This window comes from Neorhizobium sp. LjRoot104, from assembly GCF_964253725.1.
Lineage (GTDB): Bacteria > Pseudomonadota > Alphaproteobacteria > Rhizobiales > Rhizobiaceae > Neorhizobium.
The window spans coordinates 1,935,330-1,957,542 of sequence record NZ_CAXURS020000002.1 but is presented as its reverse complement, the minus strand read 5'-3'; the positions used below and the strand labels follow the sequence as shown (position 1 = coordinate 1,957,542).

The 22,213-nt window shown below is 58.5% G+C and carries 21 protein-coding genes and 3 pseudogenes; 10 read left to right on the top strand and 14 right to left on the bottom strand.

The genetic code is table 11. The annotated features are described in order from the left end of the window. Positions 1-22 precede the first annotated feature (22 nt). Entirely contained in the window at positions 23-1,468 is a 1,446-nt protein-coding gene (locus ACSQ8R_RS31555; protein ID WP_436257229.1) for an aldehyde dehydrogenase family protein, read from the bottom strand. A 143-nt stretch (positions 1,469-1,611) separates the two neighbouring features. Here ACSQ8R_RS31555 and ACSQ8R_RS31550 point away from each other — a divergent pair, with 143 nt between their 5' ends. Further along, on the top strand, positions 1,612-2,535 hold the full coding sequence (locus ACSQ8R_RS31550) for a helix-turn-helix domain-containing protein (protein WP_436257228.1): 924 nt from the start codon (positions 1,612-1,614) through the stop codon (positions 2,533-2,535). A gap of 247 nt (positions 2,536-2,782) precedes the next feature. Next, complete coding sequence (locus ACSQ8R_RS31545) at positions 2,783-3,304, top strand: DDE-type integrase/transposase/recombinase (RefSeq protein ID WP_436257227.1); 522 nt, start codon at positions 2,783-2,785, stop codon at positions 3,302-3,304. Positions 3,305-3,428: 124 nt separating this feature from the next. Here ACSQ8R_RS31545 and ACSQ8R_RS31540 read toward each other — a convergent pair whose 3' ends face one another. Continuing rightward, positions 3,429-4,472 (bottom strand): cation:proton antiporter, encoded by a 1,044-nt coding sequence (locus tag ACSQ8R_RS31540; protein ID WP_436257226.1) that lies wholly within the window; start codon positions 4,470-4,472, stop codon positions 3,429-3,431. Positions 4,473-4,709: 237 nt separating this feature from the next. Here ACSQ8R_RS31540 and ACSQ8R_RS31535 point away from each other — a divergent pair. Further along, a pseudogene (locus ACSQ8R_RS31535) lies at positions 4,710-5,327 on the top strand (IS21 family transposase); the annotation flags it as partial. An 847-nt stretch (positions 5,328-6,174) separates the two neighbouring features. Next, a pseudogene (locus ACSQ8R_RS31530) lies at positions 6,175-6,357 on the top strand (IS630 family transposase); the annotation flags it as partial. 972 nt (positions 6,358-7,329) lie between these two features. On the opposite strand, the gene ACSQ8R_RS31525 reads toward ACSQ8R_RS31530, so the two are convergent. From ACSQ8R_RS31525 to ACSQ8R_RS31515, 3 genes are all read right to left on the bottom strand, one after another. Then, a complete protein-coding gene (locus tag ACSQ8R_RS31525; RefSeq protein WP_436257225.1) occupies positions 7,330-7,551 on the bottom strand; it encodes a hypothetical protein in 222 nt (73 codons plus the stop codon). 239 nt (positions 7,552-7,790) lie between these two features. Beyond that, a complete protein-coding gene (locus ACSQ8R_RS31520; RefSeq protein ID WP_436257224.1) occupies positions 7,791-8,102 on the bottom strand; it encodes a hypothetical protein in 312 nt (103 codons plus the stop codon). A 1,218-nt stretch (positions 8,103-9,320) separates the two neighbouring features. Further along, positions 9,321-9,644, bottom strand: coding sequence for a hypothetical protein (locus ACSQ8R_RS31515; protein ID WP_436257223.1), 324 nt, complete (start codon positions 9,642-9,644; stop codon positions 9,321-9,323). An 829-nt stretch (positions 9,645-10,473) separates the two neighbouring features. Between ACSQ8R_RS31515 and ACSQ8R_RS31510 the strand changes: the two genes are divergently transcribed. Next, the gene (locus ACSQ8R_RS31510) at positions 10,474-10,695 is read left to right on the top strand and encodes a hypothetical protein (RefSeq protein WP_436257222.1); all 222 of its coding nucleotides are present in this window, start codon (positions 10,474-10,476) and stop codon (positions 10,693-10,695) included. A 198-nt stretch (positions 10,696-10,893) separates the two neighbouring features. On the opposite strand, the pseudogene ACSQ8R_RS31505 reads toward ACSQ8R_RS31510, so the two are convergent. The 4 genes and pseudogenes from ACSQ8R_RS31505 to ACSQ8R_RS31490 form a co-directional block, all read right to left on the bottom strand. Continuing rightward, positions 10,894-11,023, bottom strand: a pseudogene (locus ACSQ8R_RS31505) (integrase); the annotation flags it as partial. Positions 11,024-11,112: 89 nt separating this feature from the next. After that, the gene (locus ACSQ8R_RS31500; protein WP_436257221.1) at positions 11,113-12,255 is read right to left on the bottom strand and encodes a site-specific integrase; all 1,143 of its coding nucleotides are present in this window, start codon (positions 12,253-12,255) and stop codon (positions 11,113-11,115) included. A gap of 257 nt (positions 12,256-12,512) precedes the next feature. Beyond that, on the bottom strand, positions 12,513-12,890 hold the full coding sequence (locus tag ACSQ8R_RS31495) for a type II toxin-antitoxin system VapC family toxin (protein ID WP_436257220.1): 378 nt from the start codon (positions 12,888-12,890) through the stop codon (positions 12,513-12,515). Further along, on the bottom strand, positions 12,887-13,180 hold the full coding sequence (locus ACSQ8R_RS31490) for a type II toxin-antitoxin system Phd/YefM family antitoxin (protein ID WP_436257219.1): 294 nt from the start codon (positions 13,178-13,180) through the stop codon (positions 12,887-12,889). The genes ACSQ8R_RS31495 and ACSQ8R_RS31490 overlap by 4 nt, the downstream gene beginning before the upstream one ends. A gap of 601 nt (positions 13,181-13,781) precedes the next feature. Here ACSQ8R_RS31490 and ACSQ8R_RS31485 point away from each other — a divergent pair. Both ACSQ8R_RS31485 and ACSQ8R_RS31480 read left to right on the top strand, forming a co-directional pair. Then, entirely contained in the window at positions 13,782-14,081 is a 300-nt protein-coding gene (locus ACSQ8R_RS31485) for a hypothetical protein (protein WP_436257218.1), read from the top strand. A 200-nt stretch (positions 14,082-14,281) separates the two neighbouring features. Continuing rightward, complete coding sequence (locus ACSQ8R_RS31480; protein WP_436257217.1) at positions 14,282-14,839, top strand: NUDIX domain-containing protein; 558 nt, start codon at positions 14,282-14,284, stop codon at positions 14,837-14,839. 86 nt (positions 14,840-14,925) lie between these two features. On the opposite strand, the gene ACSQ8R_RS31475 is transcribed toward ACSQ8R_RS31480, so the two are convergent. Then, positions 14,926-15,345, bottom strand: coding sequence for an NUDIX hydrolase (locus ACSQ8R_RS31475; RefSeq protein WP_436257216.1), 420 nt, complete (start codon positions 15,343-15,345; stop codon positions 14,926-14,928). A gap of 88 nt (positions 15,346-15,433) precedes the next feature. Continuing rightward, positions 15,434-15,667 (bottom strand): I78 family peptidase inhibitor, encoded by a 234-nt coding sequence (locus tag ACSQ8R_RS31470; protein WP_436257338.1) that lies wholly within the window; start codon positions 15,665-15,667, stop codon positions 15,434-15,436. A 386-nt stretch (positions 15,668-16,053) separates the two neighbouring features. Here ACSQ8R_RS31470 and ACSQ8R_RS31465 point away from each other — a divergent pair, with 386 nt between their 5' ends. From ACSQ8R_RS31465 to ACSQ8R_RS31455, 3 genes are all read left to right on the top strand, one after another. Continuing rightward, positions 16,054-16,428: a VOC family protein gene (locus ACSQ8R_RS31465; protein WP_436257215.1), complete on the top strand. Its 375-nt coding sequence runs from the start codon at positions 16,054-16,056 to the stop codon at positions 16,426-16,428. A gap of 134 nt (positions 16,429-16,562) precedes the next feature. Further along, positions 16,563-17,018 carry a YcxB family protein gene (locus ACSQ8R_RS31460; protein ID WP_436257214.1) on the top strand — a complete coding sequence of 152 codons (456 nt, stop codon included), beginning with the start codon at positions 16,563-16,565 and terminating at the stop codon, positions 17,016-17,018. 304 nt (positions 17,019-17,322) lie between these two features. Next, entirely contained in the window at positions 17,323-17,742 is a 420-nt protein-coding gene (locus ACSQ8R_RS31455) for an OsmC family protein (protein WP_436257213.1), read from the top strand. Between the two features lie 78 nt (positions 17,743-17,820). Here ACSQ8R_RS31455 and ACSQ8R_RS31450 read toward each other — a convergent pair whose 3' ends face one another. The 3 genes from ACSQ8R_RS31450 to ACSQ8R_RS31440 form a co-directional block, all read right to left on the bottom strand. Continuing rightward, entirely contained in the window at positions 17,821-19,128 is a 1,308-nt protein-coding gene (locus ACSQ8R_RS31450; protein WP_436257212.1) for a hypothetical protein, read from the bottom strand. A 215-nt stretch (positions 19,129-19,343) separates the two neighbouring features. Further along, positions 19,344-21,233, bottom strand: a complete 1,890-nt coding sequence (locus ACSQ8R_RS31445) for a bifunctional sugar phosphate isomerase/epimerase/4-hydroxyphenylpyruvate dioxygenase family protein (protein ID WP_436257211.1) — start codon at positions 21,231-21,233, stop codon at positions 19,344-19,346. Between the two features lie 105 nt (positions 21,234-21,338). Then, positions 21,339-22,199, bottom strand: a complete 861-nt coding sequence (locus tag ACSQ8R_RS31440) for an isocitrate lyase/PEP mutase family protein (protein ID WP_436257210.1) — start codon at positions 22,197-22,199, stop codon at positions 21,339-21,341. Positions 22,200-22,213: the final 14 nt, after the last annotated feature.

The window sequence follows — 22,213 nt, the reverse complement described above, 5'->3', positions numbered from 1 at the left end:
ATGTTAAGTCCGTGTGACGGGCTCATCCGACATGGTCGGGCAGGTCCCGTTCCGTCATCCACTGGATTTCGGTGAACTCCTCGATCACCGCCCTCCCGCCAAAGCGGCCGTAGCCGCTTGCCTTCACGCCCCCGTAGGGCATCGTCGGATCGTCGCAGACGGTCGTCCCGTTGATATGCACCGCCCCGACCTCTATCCGCCGCGCGATTTTCCTTGCGCGCAGCAAGTCAGCCCCGAAGACGGCAGCCGTCAGGCCGTATTCCGTGTCGTTGGCGACGGTCACCGCCTCGTCGGCATCCGCCACCCGAACCACGCCGACCACCGGGCCGAAGGTCTCTTCCTCATAGATCCGCATGCCGTAGGCGACATGGTCGAGTATGGTCGGCTGCATCAGCGTGCCGGCGTTCTTGCCGCCCGTGACCAGCACCGCACCCTTGGCCAGGGCATCATCGACCAGACCGTGGAGGCGCGCCGCCGCCTCGGGACTGATGACGTGGCCGTAGAGCGGCTGGCCGGTCGCCGGATCGCCGCACAGGCGGTCGGCCTCCACTTTCAGCCGGGCAATGAAGCCGTCGGCCATGCTGTCCTCGACGATGATCCGGTCTGTCGACATGCAGACCTGGCCCTGGTTGAAGAAAGCGCCATGGGCCACGGCCCTGGCGGCTCCATCCAGATCCGCATCAGCGAGCACGACCGACGATGCCTTGCCGGAGAGCTCCAGCAGGCAACGCTTGAGATGTCGCGCCGCCATCTCGGCGATCTGCCTGCCGACCCGGGTCGAGCCGGTGAAGTTCACGCGCCGCACGGCCGGGTGGGCAATCAGTGCCTCGACCACGTCATGGGCATCCTCGGGTGCGCTGCTCACATAGTTCAGCACGCCGTCCGGAAGGCCCGCGTCGATCAGGATCTGTGCCACGGTCTCATGCACCTTGGGGCAAAGCTCCGAGCCCTTCAGCACCACGGTGTTGCCAAGCGCCATCGGCGCTGCAACCGCCCGGACAGCCAGGGCCACCGGGGCGTTCCAGGGCGCAAGTCCCAGGATTACGCCGGCCGGCCGGCGTATCAGGCGGTAGCGGACGCCCGGCGGCCCGCCTTCCACGTCGTCGTCGCGGATGACATCGACGAGGCTCGCAGCCTGACGCAGGGTCGCCTGGGCAACCTCGACATTGAAGCGGACCCATTCGGGAGTTGCGCCGACCTCGAGGTGAGCGATCACGCACAAGCTCTCGAGACGTTCCATCAGCAGGTCCGCGCCGCGCAGGAGCAGCGCCGAACGCTCCTGCGGTCGAAGGCCGGACCATGCCGGAAAGGCTCCGGCGGCGGCATCGGCGGCGGCTTCCGCTTCCGCCGCACCGAAGGCCGCGGCCTGCGTCAACACTGTCCCCGATGCCATGTCGCGGCGTTCGTAACTGCGCTCATCCAGCGCGGAAACGGAAACTCCACCGACGATACCCCTAGCTACGAACATGCGTCCTCCCAAACGACCGTTCGTTGATCCTCCCGCAGCCCATCTTGTTTGTTTTTTTCAGGTTGCGAGCCGTATTTTGATTGACATCGCCGCAGAGTAAATGACGTTTTGTGGGAATGTATTTCCTTGCTGTGGGATTCTAGGTGCCCGATCGTAAACGACCTTCTCCCAACCCCGCCCCGCGGCCCGAGGCGCCTGTTCGCGCAGAGCGGTTCAGGGCAGCGCTGCAGACGCGTGTACTTGGTCGCGCGGGTCTCGGCGACGCCGAAAACTTCCGGGCGCTGATCCTCGAAAAGGGCGAAGCGGCTCTGCGCGACGGGGATGAACTGGTACTTCCCCTGGCCGGTCCGGTCATGGGCTGGATACCGTGGCGGGACGGCATGCGGCTGGAACTGGGTGCGGGCGCGCAGGGGACCCATCTGCTACTGGGGGCTTCGACCCTGGACCGTGTCCTGCAGCGCCGGGCGGAAGCATCCCAGCTGCGCTTCATGGTGGAGCGGTCCTCGTTCATGCGGCTGGGTGCCGGCAACAGTGCAAGCGATGCCGTCGCCGCCTGCTTTACCGGCATATTGGCCGAAACCCTGCGCCCCGGCCCGATGTCGGCGGCTGTGGTGGAATCGCTGCTGCATATTCTGCTCGTCCACCTCCATCGCAACCTGCCGGCCGGTCACGGCGAAGGCGTGCAGCCCGGAGCGCCCAAGGCGCTTTCCAGCCAGTTCACCGCGTTGGTCGAAAGCCATTTCCGCAAGCACTGGACGGTTTCCCGCTATGCCCGGGAACTCGGTATTTCGCGCGACCGGCTGAACGACATTTGCCTGCGCGCCTATGGCCGGCCGCCCGCACGGCTCATCCGCGAACGGCAGCTGATGGAGGCCCGCACTTATCTCGCGAGCTCTCCCCTGTCACTGGGGCAGGTCGCCGGTGTCCTGGGCTTTGCCGGTGCCGCTCAGTTCAGCCGGTTCTTCAAATCGCTGCAGGGGCAATCTCCGGCCCGCTACCGCCTCGATCTCCGCCGCTTCAGTCAGGTCGATGCGTCAAGCCAAAACGCCCTTCACGCCTGGCCGTGACAGCCGCGAGCCAGGGGTTGGTCGCCTTTTGCAGTGGGTTTCAGCGATCTCGAAAGTCCGCGGCCTGGCAGCCCGGATTTACACGAGACTGGAAAGCCGTTGCTGCAGAAGGATACCGCTCCGCACCATCCACCGACATAAAACTCTTGCATGCGGGGGAGGAAAGCTGCTGCCGGCAGGCCCAGAGGTCTGAAACGGAAGAGGGCATTCTGATGACGACATTGCAGCAGGTGCCGACAAGAGCTGGGTGATCTCTAGCGATCACGAGTCGTGCGCCCAATCGCCCCGATCGCTCGACGGCCGCGACCAGCTCTATCTCAGCGCGGCACTCGCGACAGCGTCGCCAACCGCGATCGTCGCCTCCGCGTTCTTGACCATCGCGATAACCTCACGCCGGCGACGCGCGCGGTCGGAAGGCTGTAAAATTTCCGAAGATGGTCGTCGTCGGCTTGGGGACAAGTGGCCTCTCGATGAAGCCGTCGTTTCAATCCGTGGCACAAAGCATCGGCTGTGGCGCGCAGTCGATCAGGACAACCTCGTCTTGGAGGTCTCGTTCAAAGCCGCCGAAATACAAGGCCGCCAAGCGCCTGATGCGCATGCTCGTGAACGGCCAGGGCGGCCGCCTCGGGCGATGATCAGCGACAAGCTGCGCCTGTACTGCGCAGCAAAGCGAGAGATCATAACGGGTGTCGAGGATCACTCCCACAAAGGGCTGATTAATCGGTCGAGATTTCTCGCCAGCCAATCCGGTAACGAGAGCGGATCATGAAGCGCTTCAAGTCACAGCGACATCTACCACGCTTTCGCTGGCTTCTCCTCCGTTACGTTTACGATGCCGCGCGTCGTGTTATTCCGAAAGCGATTGTAGGCGGTGTTGCCTGGCTCGACTGATTTCAGTCAGCTTTCCGGCCGTGCCGCCGATCCAGCCAACGCATCGCCGGCGTCACCGTGAGCCCGTGCATTAGGATCGAGACGAAGACGACGAGCGAGAGGATGACCCACAATCGGTCGCCGTCCTCGAACCGCCCGTGATTGAGACCATAGGCGAGATAATAGAATGAACCAACACCCCGGATGCCGAAGTAGGCGATGGTGATTTTCTCGGTGAGCGTCGCGCGGACTCCAATAAGGGCAAGCAAGCCGGTTACAGGTCGAACGACCAGCAATATGAGCACGACCGCGACAATCTCTATCCAGCCGATGCCGGACAGCAATCCATTGATGATAGCGCCGCCAAAAGCGAGCAGCAGGAGCATCATCGCGATGCGCTCGATCTGCTCGGTGATGTCGTGCATGTCGCGCTGGAAATCGTGGTCGCGATGGGAGTTGCGCAGTGTCAACGCGGTAACGAAGACCGCGAGGAAGCCATAGCAATGCAGCAGCTCGGACACGCCATACGATACGAGGGTTGCGGCGATGGCCACCAATCCGTCGCCTGTCTTCGCCAGCGTATCGCCGGGCATCTTGAAGGTTGCCCAACCAAACACACGGCCGACAAGCCATCCGCAGCCAATGCCGGCAGCTGTCTCCCAGACCACATTCAGGGTCAGCCAACGGGCGAACCACGGTTCTCCTGTTGTGGCCGCAAGGCTTAAAACGATCGCCAGATGCACGAAAGGAAACGCAAAGCCGTCGTTCAGGCCTGCCTCTGACGTCAACGCGAAGCGAACAGTGTCTTCACCCCCTTCCTGTGGCCCCGCAACCTGGATGTCGGCTGCAAGAACAGGATCGGTGGGCGCGAGGCTTGCTGCCAACAGCAGCGCGGCCACAGCACTTAGACCGAGGATCGTCGTGCCGATGAACGTCATCGCGATTATGCTCATCGGCATCGTGATCAACAACAGCCGCCAAGTGGTTCCCCACCCTTTGAATGAGAACCGGCGGTCAATCTTGAGGCCTGCACCCATCAACGCCACAAGAACCACGAACTCTGTCAAGCGTTCGGTGGCGTTGGGGTATGCACGTGGTGATGGGTCCACCGTCACATAAGGGGAGGTGCGTAGCGGCAATCTCGGTGAGATTCAGCGTCAATCAGGATGAGACTCGCGCCGGGGTGTGACGGAGTGAGGGCGTAGCCCGATCGTAGTCATACCCCGGCGTGGCGCAGATTTCGGCGTCTCAAGATCGCGGTCGGTTCGGTACATTTGCGGTTTTCTGGATTGGAGAACCAGTTTGTGCCGGGTCGCCATGTAACCGATCATCAGATGAGACTCTTCATGAAGTACCGACAAACACATTCCGTAGAGGTCGCCGCGGCAAAAGCGTCGATCAGCCGGGCTACGGCCTACCGTCTCGACAAGGAGACGCAGCTCCCATCTCAGAGCAAGGCGCCCCGCGGTCGTCGCCGCCCCGATCCTCTGGAGCCGATATTCGAGACAGAAGTCATCCCGCTCCTGAAGACCGCACCCGGCATCCGTGCTGTCGCTGTCTACAACGAGATGCTGCGCCGACATCCAGAGCTTTCTGAAGGTATCCGCCGTACGCTTGAGCGACGCATTCGGTCGTGGCGTGCTGTCCATGGCGAAGCGCAGGAGGTCATCTTCCGCCAGATGCACGAGCCAGGCCGGCTGGGCCTTTCGGATTTTACCGATGCCAGCGGTCTTGGTGTGACGGTCGCCGGCCAGCCACTTGATCACCTGTTCTATCACTTCCGGCTTGTCTGGTCGGGCTTCGAACATGCCCATGTCATTCTCGGCGGGGAGAGCTTTGTCGCTTTAGCCGAAGGGCTTCAAAATGCCCTGTGGTCCGTGGGCGGTACGCCGCTCTATCATCGGAGCGACAGCCTGTCGGCGGAATGCTCGAGACCGATTCAGCCGGATTGGGTTGGCTGGGCCACGCATCAGAAACGCAGCGAGCAGAATTTAACGATAACGGCTAGAGCCGCTCACCCCACTCTTTCGCTGCTACCGGCTCTGAGTTCATGGCCAACCACATCGCGCCAACGATTAGGCAGCCGGGGCCAGCGGTCTGGCAGGTATAGAACACAAATTCGTGCCGTTGGTTCGGGGTGCTGTGCATCTTCATCTCCTCCTGGACAGCCAACTGACATGAATATCCAAAGCTCCGGCGATCTAGTGAAGACGCATCGGGAGCATCGCAGCAAGAACTCCCTGGAGCTCGGCGACGATCTGCTCGTAGTCGGCGACTCGCTGACAATGTCCAGCTTTGGACTGCCTGGCTTTCATATCCTTGATGACCTCGGTGAACATCCGAACCTGATGTTCAAGCTCTTGGCGGTCACTGGCTGTTTTAGGCACTGCTCTTCCCCGGCTAGTTCTCCCCCCAGCCACCGAACATAAAATGCCGGTCGCTCGCAATGGGCAAATCAGCTTTTCAGAGTAATCCACAGGTCCAAATGATCTAGCTTCCCTCATCTACTTCAATGCGAGATAGATAAGGGCAATTCCGATAATCATCGAGGCGCCCATGAGAGCCGGCGCATAGACGTAGTCCATGATCGGGCCTCCAGTGTAGCCGCCCTACCTAGGGCAGCTTACCGAAACGTCCATCGTTTTGCGCCGTCGCCTCACGCGGGCCGGTTTATCGGGAAAGCAGGCCTGAAAAGGCAAAGGAACCCCGATGGTGGACCTGGGGTTGGTCAGCACTGTGCAGATGTATCGGTAATCTAGTCGGCCGAACTTGTTCGTCGATAAAGCCCAGGACATAGTCGGCCTTTACATTTGGCCGCCGGGGCGGGCAGTCGTGCTATGCGTGGATGAGAAATCGCAAATCCAGGCACTGCAATGGCGTCGGGTTGTCGGCGAACGGCGTACCCATACCTATGTCCGTAACGGCACGACTTTCCTGTTCGCCGCGCTCGACGACAGCGTGCGGTGGTGCTGCGAGAACTGGCCTTACAAGCAGAATGCGGTCGTAGCTTCCAACATTGACGGGTACCCATGGATGCGCCCCCGGTCTTCGTTTCGGCTATGCGGCCTTAGCTCACAAGGCCGGGCATCTTTTCGCCGCTTGCGTTCTGAAGTGCATGGACCCGATCCCCTCAGACTTCGCCGCTCACTCCGGCTTACTGGCCGTAAGGGGGGCATCTTGTCGATCGACTGGCCAGACTGAAGATCAACGGCTGATTGCCTCAACGACAAACCATACCGGCACTGCAGCTACGATGCCACCCGCCGCCACGGCCGATAGCATTTTGAAAAGATTGCTCCGTCGTGCGCGGCGGTCGTCCCAATCATAGACCATTGCTTGATCCCTCACACCTCACTGCCCAAGAGTGAAACACTGGTGGGCAGGAGAGTCGAGTGCATCTTTGCAACGGTTGATTAGAAGAACAGAAAGTAATGTATCAGCAGAATTGAGAGTAGCGTGACCGACGTGCTACGCTTCCGATCCTGCGCTTCCAGGTATCGTTCAATATCCCACTCGTAAGCCATGCGTCTCGAATTCCTCCGGGTTTCGAAACGTCCATTAGTTATCGCTGCTTGAGTGAGGCTTAATTTAAGTATGCGGCAATGTATCTTGTAGCCGACTGGCTTCGAGGTGCTGATGCGCGCCTTGGCTAATCTCTGAAAGCAGCGGTTGCAAGCAAGGGCCTGCCTCGGTCTTCCAGGATAAAGGCCCTTAACCCGGCGCGATACAGCAGGTTCAAAAAGCTGAACCGCCCGCACCGCGCGGCGGATTACCTCGCGCAGCTGATGTATTAGCTCGGCGTCGCCCGCGTCTGCGGAGGCGTTTGGACACAGCGGGAATGCCTTGGGCGTGACCAGAAGACAGGGAAGAAGCCCGGATGATCACCACTCCCCGATAAGCATTCGGATCGAGCCGCAATATTCGTCAGATGAACTCGATTTTCGCCACCGCCGCGGTGAGTTCCTTTTCATCGCGCATGCCGCTCTGAAAGAGCTTCAGCAGAGTCGCCGCCAATCCTTCGGCTTGCAGGCTCTTTTTTTCAATGCCGACTTCGGCGCATGTCACATCGAACACTCGCTGGAGCAAATCCAACTCTTCAGGTTGTAGCGGAGCGCTTGGTGCAAACCTGACATGCTCGGTAATCATGAGACTGCCCCTGGAGCGCCAATAGTATCCAAACATTACTAAACATAGCTTTACCAGTTGGGAAGTCATTAACTGGCCATCTTGCCGGAGACATGCACCTCCGAGAAGGGCCGGTTTCCAATAGCCCAGGCAGACCGAACCGATAATCAGACTCGCCTTGACCGCCGGCTCCGACCCGTGTGAAGTTGAATTCGTTCCAACAAAAGGCCGGCATTGGGCCGGCCTTTTAAGTCATTAGATTAGCAGCCCGAAGACTGACCATTGGTGTTGGTGCCAGCGGCGCCTTCAACAGCTGTGGAAGCCTGGCCATCCTTATTCGGAGTCGTCGCGGAGCCCTTTGTTGCGAGATTGGGAGCGCAATTGGTGCGCGTCGAATTCGTGACGGTATTATCCATCTTCTGCGGCGGATGCATCGGACCTGGATCGGGCTTTCCAGAATCGGTGGACTGGTTTTGCTGGTTGCTCGAGCCTGGGTTCGATGCCGATTGGGCGAAAGCGCCACCGGCGGCGAGACCGATGGTCACTAGCGATACCGAAATAATCTTCAGCATGGATTTCCTCCTGGTTGATGGCGACTTGCCAATGCTCCCAAACCTCAGCCAAAGAATTTCGTTCCAAGAAAAACACGACCTTGGAAACCCATTTCCCCGACGACCGTGAAGGGTCCTCGCGATTTCACTTTCTCGCCGGCGACGCGAACGGCATACTCTGCCTTTGACACTGCTGAAGGGCATTCTAAGCATGAGCATATGAAAGGGCAGCACGAGTGATGGAAACGATGAAATGGCCAAGGAACGGATCCCGCATCTATATGGATGCCGTAACTGCCCAGCGGGGAAAGGGTCGCCAGCCTAGGCTGCCGGCAGACCGACCTGAGATGCGCGCCGGTTTCAAGGACATGAAAACGGCATGACCACGCTGGGGGCAGGCGACAGCATACAATGGGGGCAAAACACCGGTTACTGTAAAGACCCGCGACGTACTGATAAATGTTAGTACCTCCTGCGAAGGGGGCCGCGTTGCGAGGATTGGCTTATATACTGAGGTATACCGCTGACGCGGCTCACCCCGTTTTTCATTTCAGGTCGTCTGGATTTTCTGTCCCGGTATCCAGCACGATACGCGGGTCCCGATGCCAGCCGCATCGAGAGCCGCGCGATCTTGATCTAATGATCAGGCGATCAATTGCCCAAGCCCAATGCCACAGCTGTCCTATACAAGTCGATGACCACGTCGCCCGCCGTCCGGGTATCCGGTATCCCGATCACCTCCCGCATATCCGCGGATCGCGTTATCGCTTGGTTGAGTAGGCGCGAGCTCGTTCGCCGCGGAGCTTGTCAACCGCATTCGCGGCGCGCATTAGCTCTACCATCAAGTCGCGAGAGTAGTCGTTGGTGTGTCTTTTCTTCCCGGCCGTCATTTCGGCAAGGTCATCGAGAAGCCCCGCCGCTCCGACTTGGCCTTTGTTCGCCATTGCTGCGGGTCACACTCGGCGGAGACTTGCCAATTGCCATCCGGAACAAAGGCTTTTGGAAAAACATGATTGTCTGGTCTGGTTACGGGCCCGTTGTCCCGTGAGAAATATCTGGCGTTCCTCTGTAACTGTTGTCCCCGTAGCCCCATCCGCCTGCGTTTTTTTTGTGTTTGAGGTCTTTCGCGGCGCCACTGCCTGGCTCTCAGGTCCGGTCGATCGGGTTCCGCCCCCACTTCAGCACGATGCTTAGGTCCCGGGTTATATCCGCTGCTTCCAATAGCTCCGCCTTCATTCGTCATCTGGGACTAACGGAAATGCTCTCAACTGGGTTCGTGAATTCGTCAAGCATGACGCCGGACGAAGCTGTTTGTGATGCTAGTATAATGAGGGAGGGTGGCGTGACTGGCGCAATATCGGACTGCGCAATCAGGTGATTAACGACGGCGCGTCGAACGAACCGGTCTACGTCGCCGCTGCTGGCGCGCTCCAGATTCTTCAGGGAGTAACCTTCGTCGAGCGCCGACTGTCGCAGGTGACCTGAGAGGGTAACCACGTCATCTGCCAAGACGTTCGTTCGCTCTGAAATCCAGTCCTCCAGCCAATCATCAATGATGCGCATTTTGTCACCTTCGAAACTGCACATGTTCCGGCATCGCAATAATTCTTGGAACGGCATTGGGTTCCGGCACCATCGGTGCTCAAAAGTCCCTGGAGCGATCATAGCCTGATCCCTTCAACCGGGCCTGCCTCCCCTGTTCATATGCAGTACAGGTCCATCGCGGACAATGTCATTCAACAGATCGAATAACTTCTCGATGGTAAGATTGGAGAATACATATTGTTGGATGCCCGCTGCAAAGAGATTTTCACCGCATACATCGACCGTGAATATGGCGGATCGCCATTAGATATTGAGGAAGTGCTATCCGTTGCGTTCGAGCGCGGCACGCAAGCGGCGAAGCACCGAGGCGATGCTAGCTCCTGCCCCTACAGCGCAGTTTCTGACCCAGAGCCTTTTCTAGCGTGGGTGGAAGGTTTCGAGTGTTGCTCGGTTCGCTGATGCTATGCAGGCATGCAGCGGCAGAAGGACGGGGCGCGATGGTGCAGGTAGGTCTCCGAGCTGTCACAACGGCCGGCTCTTTCTCTTTCGAGAGAGCGAAACCGGAGATGTCTACGGACATTGCAGGGAGTGCGAGCACGATCGCCGTGGTAAATCGAGAGCAATAGTGGGTTTCCAACCTTGCTCAACGACTTCCGATGCCGAATGGTCGACCGAGAATGAAATATCACGAAGTGTCTGGGCGAACTATCGGATTTTGATGCATAGTCCATCAGCTAAGGATGGCTGTTGTATAACAGCCGCAAAACTCTCGTTAACCGTTAATTAAGCATTTGCTTGCGGACGGCAGAGGGTGTGCGATGCTCCCCTAACATGGGGAGCTAAAATCATGGACCCGCGAAATCCCACGCCCGATGAAACATACGAAGCTCCACCTGAGCACCGCTTCAGAGTCGAAGCCGCGATGTTGGAGATGATCGAGCGCCTTCAACAGGAAGGGCTCGGCCGGCAAGAAATCGCACTGATCCTCGCCGACGCCGCGGATGAGTACGTGGTCATCTTGGCTAACATGATGACCGCTGAGGCGCCGCCGTGCCACCGGCACCAGTAGTGCAGCGGAGACAGCGAAGCTCTCGGTGGCATCTGTGCCGTCCGGCCCTTGCGGGCTGATATCCTGGGCCGCTTCAGGCATGGCATTCAGTCGGCCACAAGGCCCACAAGCTTACGAGGTCGATGTAGCTCTTCCCGCTAGAATAATGCTTCGCGTTGGCATTCCTTAAGGGAAGCCGCGAACGCCAACGGCTCATCAGGCATGGCCGAGCTGTTTCTGGACGTAACGCTCATTGACCTCGGCAGACGACGCGAGGCCAGCACGAAGCGAGTGGCAGAAAACTTCAGCCCCGATAGATCTCCGGATGATCGCCGCGCACGCCGGCGGAAGCCCTGGAGACCGCCGCGTATGACTTCTGCCAGGTAGATAGCAGCCAAGACGGTGAGGGCGACAAGCGAAGTCTCCTTGAGGCATGACTTACAGCAGCCGAGCCGCACAGCCGCTGCGTTGGGTAGTATTGTTATAGTAGGTCGATGCCTGCTGGACAGATCGATGGCGCGATTGCTCCATGGCTTCAGGGAGGGGGATGCCCCGGTTGGCAGCCTCGGTCAGATACCCGGATCGCAGGCCATGAGCAGAAAAATCTGCCGGCTCCAGCCCGGCCATTTCCGCCCGCCGCTTGACGATCGCATTGACCGCGCTCGGCTCCAGTGCCCGCTTCGATACGTTGCCCCAACGATCAATCTTTCGAAAGATGCTTCCGCTATCGATCTCGGCAGCCGCGAGCCAGGCATTGAGCGCGATCACGGGTCGGCCGGTCAGATAAACGACCTCATCGTGCTCCGAGCCGGAGGTTTTGGTGCGGCCGAGATGGATGGCGAGAGAGAGGAGGGGAGGGCCGCCTTCGACGGCGGTTGGCGGCTCGACTGTGAGCTGCTCTTTCCGCAGCCCGGCAATCTCATTTCGACGGCGGCCGCCGGAGGCAAAGGCGACCATCAGGATTGCCCGGTCGCGGATGTCACGCAAGCTGTCCGTGCTGCAGGTCGCGAGCATCTTGGCAAGGACGTCACCGGTGACCGCCTTGGTGCTCTTGCGTTTCCTTGGGCGCGGCGTCGCGCGGACAGCGAGGCGTATCGCGGATTTCAGCGAAGGCGAGGAGAAGACGCCGGTCAGGCCGCGCCATTTCGTCAGCGTGGACCAGCTGGCAAGCCGCCGGCGCCCCGTGTCGGGCGCATGCGGTCCAGGCGAGTGAAGGAGGCGTTGCTCACGCAGGCTCTGCTCGACAGCGGCGGGCATACCGTGGTGAGGATCGATGACGCGCTGTTCGGGTTGCCACAGATGGTGGGCGACAAATTGCAGCAGTAGAACTTCGGGCGCTGGCCAGGCGAGGGAAGCACCGGTCGTGGCTAGCGACCAAGCTTGCAGATAGGCTAGGTCGGAGGTCAGCGCACGCAAGGTGTTTTTGCTCATGCCCTCGTTGACAAGGTGACGTAGAGCCTCGACATCTTGATCGGTCAGCATCTCGGCGAGTTCGTCGCGACGCTCAAACGACAGCACCGCCGCGATCGTGTTAAAGGTCTCGGTGCGCTTTTCGATCGAACGTGGTGCCGAGCTGCTCATTTCGGAAGCCCGTTCTCTTCATAAAATGCATCGTGGTTAGACGTTTGTCTGTTAGCCGCGGGTCTTCCTTTAGCCATCAGTTTCAAGAGCCTGTCGCTGCTACGATCGAAATCCTCCTGCACGGCCGTGAACACCGCAATCGGTACTCCTTCTCGGCAAATGATTACCTCGTCGTCGCGCTAGGCGAGAGAGATGAGTTCCTCAAGCCGCTCCGCTGCCTCGACAGGTTCCGCGAAGATCTTCATCAGTCCCTCCCCCTACCAGACCCGCTGATGCAGAATCGCATCGAACGCCAGGTCAGTCGAGACGAATGTGCAATGCTCCAGCCGCGCCTGCGCGGCGAGAATTCGATCCCACGGATCGCGGTGATCCCAATCGAACGCGGCTGCAAGCTCGGCATGCAGATCCGTTATGGCAAGGGACTGCAGCCCGCTGGCTGTGACGGCGGCTCGTAGTTCCTGTGGATTGAGGTTGAGCTTGTTCAGGCGCATCTTGTTGTCGAGCTCGTAGAATGTGACGGCGCTGACGAGGACAGAGTTGGCTTTGTCCTCGATCAGCAATCGTGCCTTCGTGGACAGGCGATCACTGCCGATCGTCCACCAGTAGACGGCGTGGCTATCGAGCAGGACTTTCATTGGGTGCTTTCGCTACCATTTGATTTGCCTTGCCAGACGCCGGTATCGTCATTCCAATCGCCAGCGTCGATGGCCGCCTGCTCGGCATCGGTGGTATCGAACAGGTTATCGGGCAGACCACGGTGACGAAGCAGTCCAAAGGGACGTTTGCCGCCGTCGGCCGCCGGACCAATGCGGGCATACACTTCGTTGCCGCGCATAATAATGATTTCCTCACCCCGGTTGGCGCGTTCGAGAACTTCTGCGAAATTCTTGCGGGCTTCGCTAATCTTGTAGTTGGTCTTGGGCATGGCGACCTCTGAAATTGCTGTTAACGCATCTGTACCACCCCGCTGAAGCACGTACAACAATGGTGTACGATTAACTTTCGATAAACGTTGGTTATCGATGGTTAGCAGACCAACCGCCAATCATACGATGTGAGGAACCTTAATATCGATATCGTTTAGTAAATCATTTACCATGATTTCAATGGCTTACGAAATCGCCAAAATCAGCATGACAACCCTGATGCGGCCGGCTTTCGACGCCAGCATCGCGCTTACCCGTATCGACGAACGCCGAGACGCCATCGCGGCTCATCTTCGGCGACGATGCCCGCCAGTGGGCCGGCGCGAAGGTCGATCAATTGCGGCAAGAGCTCGTTCAGTCCACTGATCGCGTCTGAAATGGTTCGCTAACCATAGTCTGGAACTCTCAACTTATCGACGTGGTTCTCCTCCCTCCGCTGTCGAAGAAAAATCCTGGGCCGTGAGACATAGTCTCCGGCCCTTTTTTGCGCTCACATATCTGAAGTTAGCCAAGATAAGTAGCTAGATCAGCTATTAAGCCGACGGGTCGAGGACATCGACCTCACATAAACAGGCTCGCACCAGATCAGGGCTATTGCTGATGAAAAACAAAACGGTAGGTGTATGGTTGTCGGCACTCGCCATGCCGGTAATCATACTGATCGGCGCACAGATCGACACGGCATCCGGACCATCAATCGGCGGTGGAGGCTACGATCTTGGTCGGTTTTTATATTCGTGGCTGCTGGTCATTGTCACAGGCGTTTGGTCGGCCTGCGCCTGCGCGGCGGCTTTGTCGTATCGAGACCGGGCATCGCCAAGGCAGGTCCTTGTCTTAGCATTGATCGGAATCATCACTCTCACATTGGTCTTGTTTTTCTACCGAGGTAACCTCCGGTAGACTTATAAAGGGATCCGCAGGAGTCTCCACTTTCGCCGACGCCGCTTCCCATTTGTGCAATCACCAGATCGGGATCGATAGCCACAAACGATAAAACGGCCTCGCGAGCCCGTGATGCATCCCTTAGTCCCACCCTTGCAATAAAAGAGGGAGGCTGGTCATGTGGTCTTCAATCTTCGGTATCTCTGAAAAGGCGAACGATGAGCGACGCGAAGCCAGATATTGAATCGATCGATTCCAGGGTCGTTTATGAAAACAAGTGGATGAAGGTCAGAGAAGACAGCATCCGCCGGCGCGATGGCAGTTCCGGCATTTACGGCTTTGTCGATAAGCCGGACTTTGCGGTCATTATGCCCTTCGACGGAGAACGCCTTTACCTCGTTCAGCAGTTCCGCTACCCGATAGGCCAGCGACAGTGGGAGTTTCCGCAGGGTTCCTGGGAGGAAGATCCGGATGCCGATCCGGAAGAGTTAGCACGGGGCGAACTTGTAGAGGAAACCGGGCTGAGCGCGGAACGCGTGGAGCGGATCGGACAATTGTTTCCACTTTATGGCACAGCAAATCAGTCGTACCGGATATTCCTCGCCACCGGCTTGTCACAAGGGCCATCCCGGCTCTCGCTCGAGGAGCAGGATTTGGTGGTGGCATCATTTTCCGTTGATCAAGTTGAAGCGATGATCCTGTCCGGTGAGTTACGCGATGCCGCCACGGTTGCAGCCCTGTCGATCGCGAAGCTGCGCGGATTGATCGTTCGATAAAGCGCGGTTGTCTTGGCGACAACACGCGTGGGGCGTCGTCTTCCATGAGGATTGTTGTTTTTGCGGGTTGGTTCAGGTCCTGTCGTCTATAGCAGTCGATCGAGCATCTCTCCTGAGCCAAGGTCAAGGCGCGACCGCGCGAGAGCAATGTCGATCCAGAAAAACCGAAACAAGATAGGCGCCCCACCGCCAGATGGCGTAGCCTCGAAATGGGTCCAGGTCTCAGGAAGCGTTTCCTCCAACGGTAAATGAAAGTAAGTGCGATGAAGGTTGTGAAGATGCCCGTCTCGCTCGAAGGGCCGATGGCTGTCTCCCAGCAGCCGAAACCCCGTTCGGCCCAACAGCCCTGTTTCCTCGCCGAATTCTCGACGGGCGGCGTCAATCACCTGCTCGCCGGCTTCGACCGTCCCTCCTGGCACTTGAATAGGAACTTCGGGAAAATCGGGCTCATCGAACACCAGAAGACCGCGGGACGAAGTGCCGTAGATCAGGGCTTTCTCGATCAAAACGTTTTTCTCCATCGCGTTGACGTTATCTCGCGGCGTGTTCTCCCCTAGTTTATGAACACCTTCCCGGGGACTTCGTGTCGAGACCTTACCCGCAGATCGCCCTCACCACGCGCCCGGAGGCAGGATCGGTCTCCAGGGTCACCCTGTTATTTCGGTAATCATGGGTGGCGGGCTGGCCGGGGGTGATCTGGCGGACGACGGTTGCTCCAGTTCGTTTGCTGGCCGTCTGGCCGGTCAGCTTCGGTTGCCCAATTAGCGCCAGCGCAGCTGCTGTATCGCACCGCCCACGCGACACATCAGACACCGTGGAACAGGCCATCAAACCGGAGATGGCGCACAGGAACGCCACAACGGGCGCAATATTCAGAGGAGGTTTCAATGTCTTCCCTTGTCAATCAATAACATCAGCTGTTGGCCCAATTGCCGCTAACTCGTTTGTGCAGGGAAGTCATGTTGAAATCTTGATCAATCAGATCCCGCGGAACGGGGTCACGTAGGGCCAACCTCCGGTGCAGCATACTGACGGGACTAAGTTATTGAACGGGACGGAGCGCGTCGTCCGAGGGCATGGATGCGCGACAATGACATTCGCTTTTTGCATCTTGGCGACACTCCCCTATAAATTCGGGCGCTTTTCGAATGCCTCAGCGGTAAATCGCATAGGTCGGATTCGAGTTTGTTGGACACCATACTGGAGATAAAACCATGTTCACTCATGTCATGATCGGCAGCAACGACCTGGAGCGATCAAGGGACTTCTACGACGCCACCTTCGCCGCATTGGGTGGGGAGCCTGGCGAGATGGATGCGCGCGGCAGGCTGATCTATGTCCACGAAGGCAATCGACTGATGGTCACCAAACCGATCGACGGCAAGCCAGCCACCATTGCCAATGGGGGCACAATTGGTATCGCCGCTCAAAGCCGCGAGCATGTTCTGGCATGGCACGCCGCTGGTGTCGGGCATGGCGGCACGTCAATCGAGAGCCCGCCGAATGAGCGCCCGAACGGGGCCTTCGTAGCCTATCTTCGCGATCCAGACGGACACAAACTATCCGCGCGGTCTCAGCCGACAAGCTAAGGCTCGCGTCGACAGTGCTGGGATTTCTCACCACTGCCTTGGGTTGTCCTTCCTGCATATCCCGCGACAGCAATGGTAGTCCCGAGTCATATCAGGATTTATGTTAGACCTTCAATTTGTCGTCGGATATCTCAATGCAAGCCGAACCTACGTTCCAGATCACCTACACCCTGACCGAGTGGGACTATGCCGCCATGGCGCGGGCGCTCACCCGTCGCCGCTGGCACCGCAGCAGAGTTACGGTGGTTCTTTGGCTGTTTTCCGTCTGGTGTCTTCTGGGCTTCTTCACCGACCTCTACAATCCACTGACCATGAACAGCGCCGTCGCTGACAGCAGTTCCTGGCTTTGGCTACCTGCCGGCCTCGTCGTCGTGGCGCTCGTGTCGCTGGCCACGCACTTGCTGGCATGGGGAGCATCGTTTCTGTCCTATCGGCAAATCGCGTCCGCGGACGCCACCATCACCATATCTTTCAGCGATGATGCCATCCAAGTGAGGTCAAACGTGGCAGATTCGACCGTTCCCTGGGCGAGTGTGAAACGCATCATTCGTGAGAAAGATTATCTCATGCTGCCGATATCAAAGCGGTAGGCCTTCATTCTGCCCAGACGCAGCTTCGAAAATCAAAAGGGTTTTGAGGACGCCTTTCACTATGCGAGCGCGCAAATATCGGCAGGACATGGAATCGGAATTTGAGGCACATACTATTGCCTTCAAATAAGCGTCTCAAGGGCTTACCGCTGGGTAAATGCGGGGCAAGTTGGCGGGACAGTCAACTGGCGACGGAGCTCACCTTGGCAATCCGTCCAATGTCCTCCCTCGTCTAGTCATTCACCACTAGTGGACGGGGTGGCACTTGCGGCGCGCGTTTTGTGCGGACGCCAAGGAGGAAGCCATGGTCCAGTCAGTCGTTGAACTGCGAAATGTTGCGGGCACAGAGGGCGCCATCGGATGGGCCGGGGGCCACACTGTGGTTGTCGATCGGCCTGATGGGAAGGCAGGGGGCATGGGGCTGGGTTTCGATGGTGCGCAACTTCTAGGGTTGGCGATCGGAAGGTGCTATTGCAACGACCTTCGGTTTGCAGCTCACGATCTCGGGGTAGAGCCCGGGGAAATCGCTGTAAGGGTCAGAATAGAACTAGAAGGATCACCTTTACTCGCGACAGGTGCTGTCCTGAGCGTGCGGTGCCGGACAAGCGATGGTTCGGACCCGAAACCGGTCATATCTCGCGCTTGGTCAGTATGTACGTTGGCAATTCACTCAACAAGGGCGTCAAGACCACCCGGGAATTGTCATGAAGGCAACTCCCATTGAAGTTGAATCGGGTAGATGGTTCGAATCCAGTCAGGGCCAAGGCCCTCTATCGTTAGCGAAACGCTGCCCCAACTTGGTCTAGCGATCCAGCACTTCGAAATATCCCACACCCACATCTGTGAGGAGTGAACGCGCATCCTTAAGGGGCACCTGCAACAGATCTTCGGTACAGGCGAATATGACGTGCGGCAGGCCCTTCAAAGTAAAGACGAGGTTGTCCTTGGTGAAGTAGACAGCGAGATTGCTGCGAATGAGGTCGTCGAAGCCACAGTCCTTCTCCGTCTCGTCGTCAGATTTGTCGCGGTTTTTGATAACGAACTGGATCAGGTCTTCGTTTGGTCCAAAGCTGAGCAGCGACGGGTCAGCCACCGTGGAAGGATCGACCACGGCCCCATCCCTGTTGGTTGCGACCCAGCCGCGAAGTAGAGTTTCGGGCACGAGCGCCTTACCCGTGCGGGCATCGGCGAGACGATGGTCTCCGAAGTTACTAGGGTGCGCACCACCACACCAATAGCTGCCATTTTCCGCGATGCCCATGAGGCGGGTCGTCAGATGTTCAACCGCTACGGAACCGCCACCGTCGTATCCGGTCGATCCTTCTGCATCCTGCCCGGACCAGCCGAAGCCGAGATAGGCTTTCGCCATGCACCAAAAAGCAGGGAGAGCGAACTGCAGGCGCTGCTGCGAAAGATAGCGGTTGAGGGGCGCCGGATTGACCTTCCCGATCGTCAGGACGACTGGATAGGAAAGCCCCGTGCGGCTGTCTTCGTCCATCCGGTAGCTATTACCGCCGAAATCTTCAACGACGCCTTTTTTTAGTGGACGATCTATCTTCAAATAATCATACGGCAGGCTGTCTTTGGTCAGTACCGTCGGCTCGTCGGTACCGGCTTGCGCATAGCTTGGATCGAGGGCGGCTAGCAGATCGGGTTCCGTGGGAGAAATAGCCCTCTTACCCCTCTTGAGGAGCTTGACCGGTAAGGTCTTGCCAGTCTCTTTGTCCCGCCACGTCCCAGAAAGCCGTCCGCCACCATCGGTGCTTAAATTCCATTCCGCGGCGATTGGCGCGACGTCGATGACGTCACCATCAGCGGGTTTACAGAGCGTTTCGGTGCAGGGCTTTTCCTCGGCGAGCCGCAGAGTACCCCCGCCAGCGCTCTTCATGCCGTGCAACGGAATGTCACCGCCCTTGGCGAGATAGGCATAACGCCCCGCCCGAAGGCCATCAGGACCCGGTGATGTCAATTCAAGAATGATCGGCAGGGAGCCTATGGAACCGGAATAGGTAATCGCGTCGGCCGCATGGGCGGCAAGAGCTCCGGCAAGATAGACAATCACAGTAGAACAGAAAACGCGCATGTATCGCCCAAAAACCGGTAGAGACATTTCATCCTACCGGCCGCGCTCTAATTCCGCCAGACACCGTGATTGCTTGATAGACACATTGGCACCCTTCGCTAGCTCCTGACGGCGGAGCCGGAAGCCGGAAAGTGGTCAAGCCGGATGATATTGTTGGTCTGATCGACAGGCGAGCCAAAAACGGAATACCCATCGCGGCCACGCCGCCTCGTCTCGTATAGCGCCCGGTCTGCGTTAGCTCATCAAACTCTCGGCATTCCCTCCGGTCTCATCTGTTTCTTCAGTGCCGCAATCCGGAATATCGCATTGGCGGCGCCATAGCCTTGATATCCGTTGCGCTGAACAATCTCGAAGAAGAAGCCCTCGCCGTAGGTGCCGCTGTAGAGCTGGAAGTACTCGCCGTGCTCGTCGCGGTCGTAGAGGATGTTGTCAGCCCTGAGCCGCTCGGTCAGTGCGGGATCAAGACCGAAACGCGCTTCGATGTCGCCATAGTAGTTCGGTGAGATCGGCAGCGCTGTAAAGCCGTTGCTACGAAGCGCCACGGCCGTGGCGAAGATGTCCTCGGTGCGAAAGGCGATGTGCTGAATACCTGACCCGAATGTCTCGGCAATGAAATGGCCGGCAAACGTACGTCGGTTTTCCGCACCGTTCATCGTGATGCGCAGCGTCCCCTGATCGTTCTGGATGACCTGGCTGCGCACCACGCCGGACGGATCGATGATGTCGATCACCGGGGACTTTTTAGTCTCAAAAATCGATGTGTAGAACAAGAGCCAGGTCAACATCTCCTCGTAGGCGACCGTCTGAGCCACATGATCGACCGCAAGCAGTGTCGCTGAATTCGGGGCGGCTTCGTCTTCGGCGGGCTGGAAGTCTATCTCCCACACGCGCCCGAGGTTGGATTTGGCATCAACCAGGTAGACCAAGGTCCCGCCGACCCCGCGGATCGCCGGAATTTCAAGCTCACCGGGGCCAACCGGCTGACTGAAGGGCTCTGCGCCCAGAGCCACTGCGCGGGCCATGGCCGCAGTTGTATCCTCGACCTTTAACGCCATGGCATAGGCCGACGCGCCGTGAACGGCATAGGCACCGCTGGCGAAGCCAATCTCTTCCCTGTTGACGAGAATGCGGATATCCCCCTGCTGGTAGACACTGACATTTTTCGTCTTGTGGATCGCGGTTTTCCGGAAGCCGAGTGAATACATCATCGTGATCAACAGCTCGGCATCACCCTCACCAACCGAAAACTCGATGAATGCGACGCTGGCCACCGAAGCGCGGTCCGGCATCGACGGCACCGTCAGGGCAGCAGCACCGGGCTTTCGTCGCACCTGATCGCCCAGATAGACCAGCGAGCGATGTCCGTCGACGGAAATGGCCCTGGGCGAGCCGGCGCGGAACTGGTCGTTGAAGATCTCCAGTGAGAGATAGCCGTCATATCCCGTCGCCGCGACCGCAGCGACGAAGTCGGCGACGGGCAGATCTCCTTCGCCCGGCATGTTTCGGAAATGCCTGCTCCAATAAAGCAGGTCCATGTCGATCAGCGGTGCATCGGCAAGCTGGACGATGAAGATCTTTTCCTTTGGGATGGATCGAATGGAGCCGATATCGATCTTGCGCGCAAGCGTATGGAAACTGTCGAGGATGAGCCCGATATTGGCATGGTCGGCACGCCGCACAATCTCCCAGGCGTCGCGATGGTCGCTGATATGCCGGCCCCAGGCGAGAGCTTCATAGCCCACTCTCAACCCGCGTTTGGCTGCCCGTTGACCCAGTTCGCGGAAATCCGCCGCCGCCCGATCAATCCCGCCGAGCGATACCGGCGAAACATTGGAGCAGACAAGAACGAGGTCGGTGCCGAGTTCCTGCATGACATCGAACTTGCGTTCCGCCCGGTCGAAGGTGCGCGACCGATACGGCTCGGGCATGCCCTCGAAATCGCGGAAGGGCTGGAACAGAGTGATCTCCAATCCGAAATCACGCACCATGCGGCCGACATCGCGTGGACTGCCGTCGAAGGCGAGAAAGTCATTCTCGAAAATCTCGACGCCATCAAAGCCGGCCCTGGCTATCGCTTCCAGCTTTTCGGGAAGCTCGCCGCTAATGGAAACGGTGGCTATCGAGGTTTTCATTGGCAAATCCTGATCTGGCCCAGCGGGATTGGCGACTGACTTCGAGAACTGGTCAGAGACCAGCGCAGGCACGGTCGAAGCAGTAAAGAGTCAAGACTTTCTTGTTCAACTAAAACGATCGTCGAGCGACTGAAAATCCTCGAGGCCGACGCTTTGGCTGTACTCCTGGTAGGTGACCATGGCGGATTGCCGGGCTTTGGGCGTGCCATCTCGCCTGAGAACCGAAAGTGTGTCCTGAACGGCCCTAACAGCCGAAAACAGCGTCGATACGGCATAGAACACCACCTGAAAACCCATCTGCCCCAGATGTGCTGCCGTCAGATCGGTTGTCTCGTTGCCGTCAACGATGCTCACCACCTTCGGTCCTTCGACATGCCTCGCAATCGTCTCGATGTCTCGGATAGATTTGATGCCGTCGACGAAGACAAGATCGACGCCCGCATCGCGATACATGTTGGCCCTGCGGACAGCCTCTTCGGCTCCGGAAGCGGGAAGGGCGTCGGTGCGGGCAATGATCAGAAGCTTGCCGGCGTCGCGGGCCGCGATGGCGCATTTTAGCCGGCGGACATTTTCTTCGGCCGGAATCAACCTTATGCCGGCCAACTGGCCGCAGCGTTTTGGCAGCTGCTGGTCCTCGAGGTGGATAGCCGCCACACCCGCCTGCATATACTCCTGGACGGTGCGTTGGATATTGCCCGGTCCGCCGTAACCGGTGTCAGCATCCGCGATGATCGGTATGGTCACCACCCGTGCCATGTTGCGGGCGTGGGTCGTCATTTCGGTCTGGCTCATCAGCCCGAGGTCGGGCAGGCCCAGATGACTGGCTGTGGCGCCGAAACCGGTCATGTAGACAGCCGGGAAACCGGCCTGTTCCACCAGTCGCGCCGTCAGCGGATCGGGCGCTCCAGGCGCCATGATGATCTCTCTTTCCGAAATCAGGTTCTTCAAGCTGTCGGCAGGGTGCATGTTGATCTCCAAGG

What these genes read in the sequence shown, in the direction of transcription:
- ACSQ8R_RS31555 (WP_436257229.1), bottom strand. Translation starts at nt 1,468, where the DNA reads ATGTTCGTAGCTAGGGGTATCGTCGGTGGAGTTTCCGTTTCCGCGCTG.
- ACSQ8R_RS31525 (WP_436257225.1), bottom strand. Translation starts at nt 7,551, where the DNA reads ATGATTACCGAGCATGTCAGGTTTGCACCAAGCGCTCCGCTACAACCT.
- ACSQ8R_RS31520 (WP_436257224.1), bottom strand. Translation starts at nt 8,102, where the DNA reads ATGCTGAAGATTATTTCGGTATCGCTAGTGACCATCGGTCTCGCCGCC.
- ACSQ8R_RS31515 (WP_436257223.1), bottom strand. Translation starts at nt 9,644, where the DNA reads ATGCGCATCATTGATGATTGGCTGGAGGACTGGATTTCAGAGCGAACG.
- ACSQ8R_RS31510 (WP_436257222.1), top strand. Translation starts at nt 10,474, where the DNA reads ATGGACCCGCGAAATCCCACGCCCGATGAAACATACGAAGCTCCACCT.
- ACSQ8R_RS31500 (WP_436257221.1), bottom strand. Translation starts at nt 12,255, where the DNA reads ATGAGCAGCTCGGCACCACGTTCGATCGAAAAGCGCACCGAGACCTTT.
- ACSQ8R_RS31495 (WP_436257220.1), bottom strand. Translation starts at nt 12,890, where the DNA reads ATGAAAGTCCTGCTCGATAGCCACGCCGTCTACTGGTGGACGATCGGC.
- ACSQ8R_RS31490 (WP_436257219.1), bottom strand. Translation starts at nt 13,180, where the DNA reads ATGCCCAAGACCAACTACAAGATTAGCGAAGCCCGCAAGAATTTCGCA.
- ACSQ8R_RS31485 (WP_436257218.1), top strand. Translation starts at nt 13,782, where the DNA reads ATGAAAAACAAAACGGTAGGTGTATGGTTGTCGGCACTCGCCATGCCG.
- ACSQ8R_RS31480 (WP_436257217.1), top strand. Translation starts at nt 14,282, where the DNA reads ATGAGCGACGCGAAGCCAGATATTGAATCGATCGATTCCAGGGTCGTT.
- ACSQ8R_RS31470 (WP_436257338.1), bottom strand. Translation starts at nt 15,667, where the DNA reads ATGGCCTGTTCCACGGTGTCTGATGTGTCGCGTGGGCGGTGCGATACA.
- ACSQ8R_RS31465 (WP_436257215.1), top strand. Translation starts at nt 16,054, where the DNA reads ATGTTCACTCATGTCATGATCGGCAGCAACGACCTGGAGCGATCAAGG.
- ACSQ8R_RS31460 (WP_436257214.1), top strand. Translation starts at nt 16,563, where the DNA reads ATGCAAGCCGAACCTACGTTCCAGATCACCTACACCCTGACCGAGTGG.
- ACSQ8R_RS31455 (WP_436257213.1), top strand. Translation starts at nt 17,323, where the DNA reads ATGGTCCAGTCAGTCGTTGAACTGCGAAATGTTGCGGGCACAGAGGGC.
- ACSQ8R_RS31450 (WP_436257212.1), bottom strand. Translation starts at nt 19,128, where the DNA reads ATGTCTCTACCGGTTTTTGGGCGATACATGCGCGTTTTCTGTTCTACT.
- ACSQ8R_RS31445 (WP_436257211.1), bottom strand. Translation starts at nt 21,233, where the DNA reads ATGAAAACCTCGATAGCCACCGTTTCCATTAGCGGCGAGCTTCCCGAA.
- ACSQ8R_RS31440 (WP_436257210.1), bottom strand. Translation starts at nt 22,199, where the DNA reads ATGCACCCTGCCGACAGCTTGAAGAACCTGATTTCGGAAAGAGAGATC.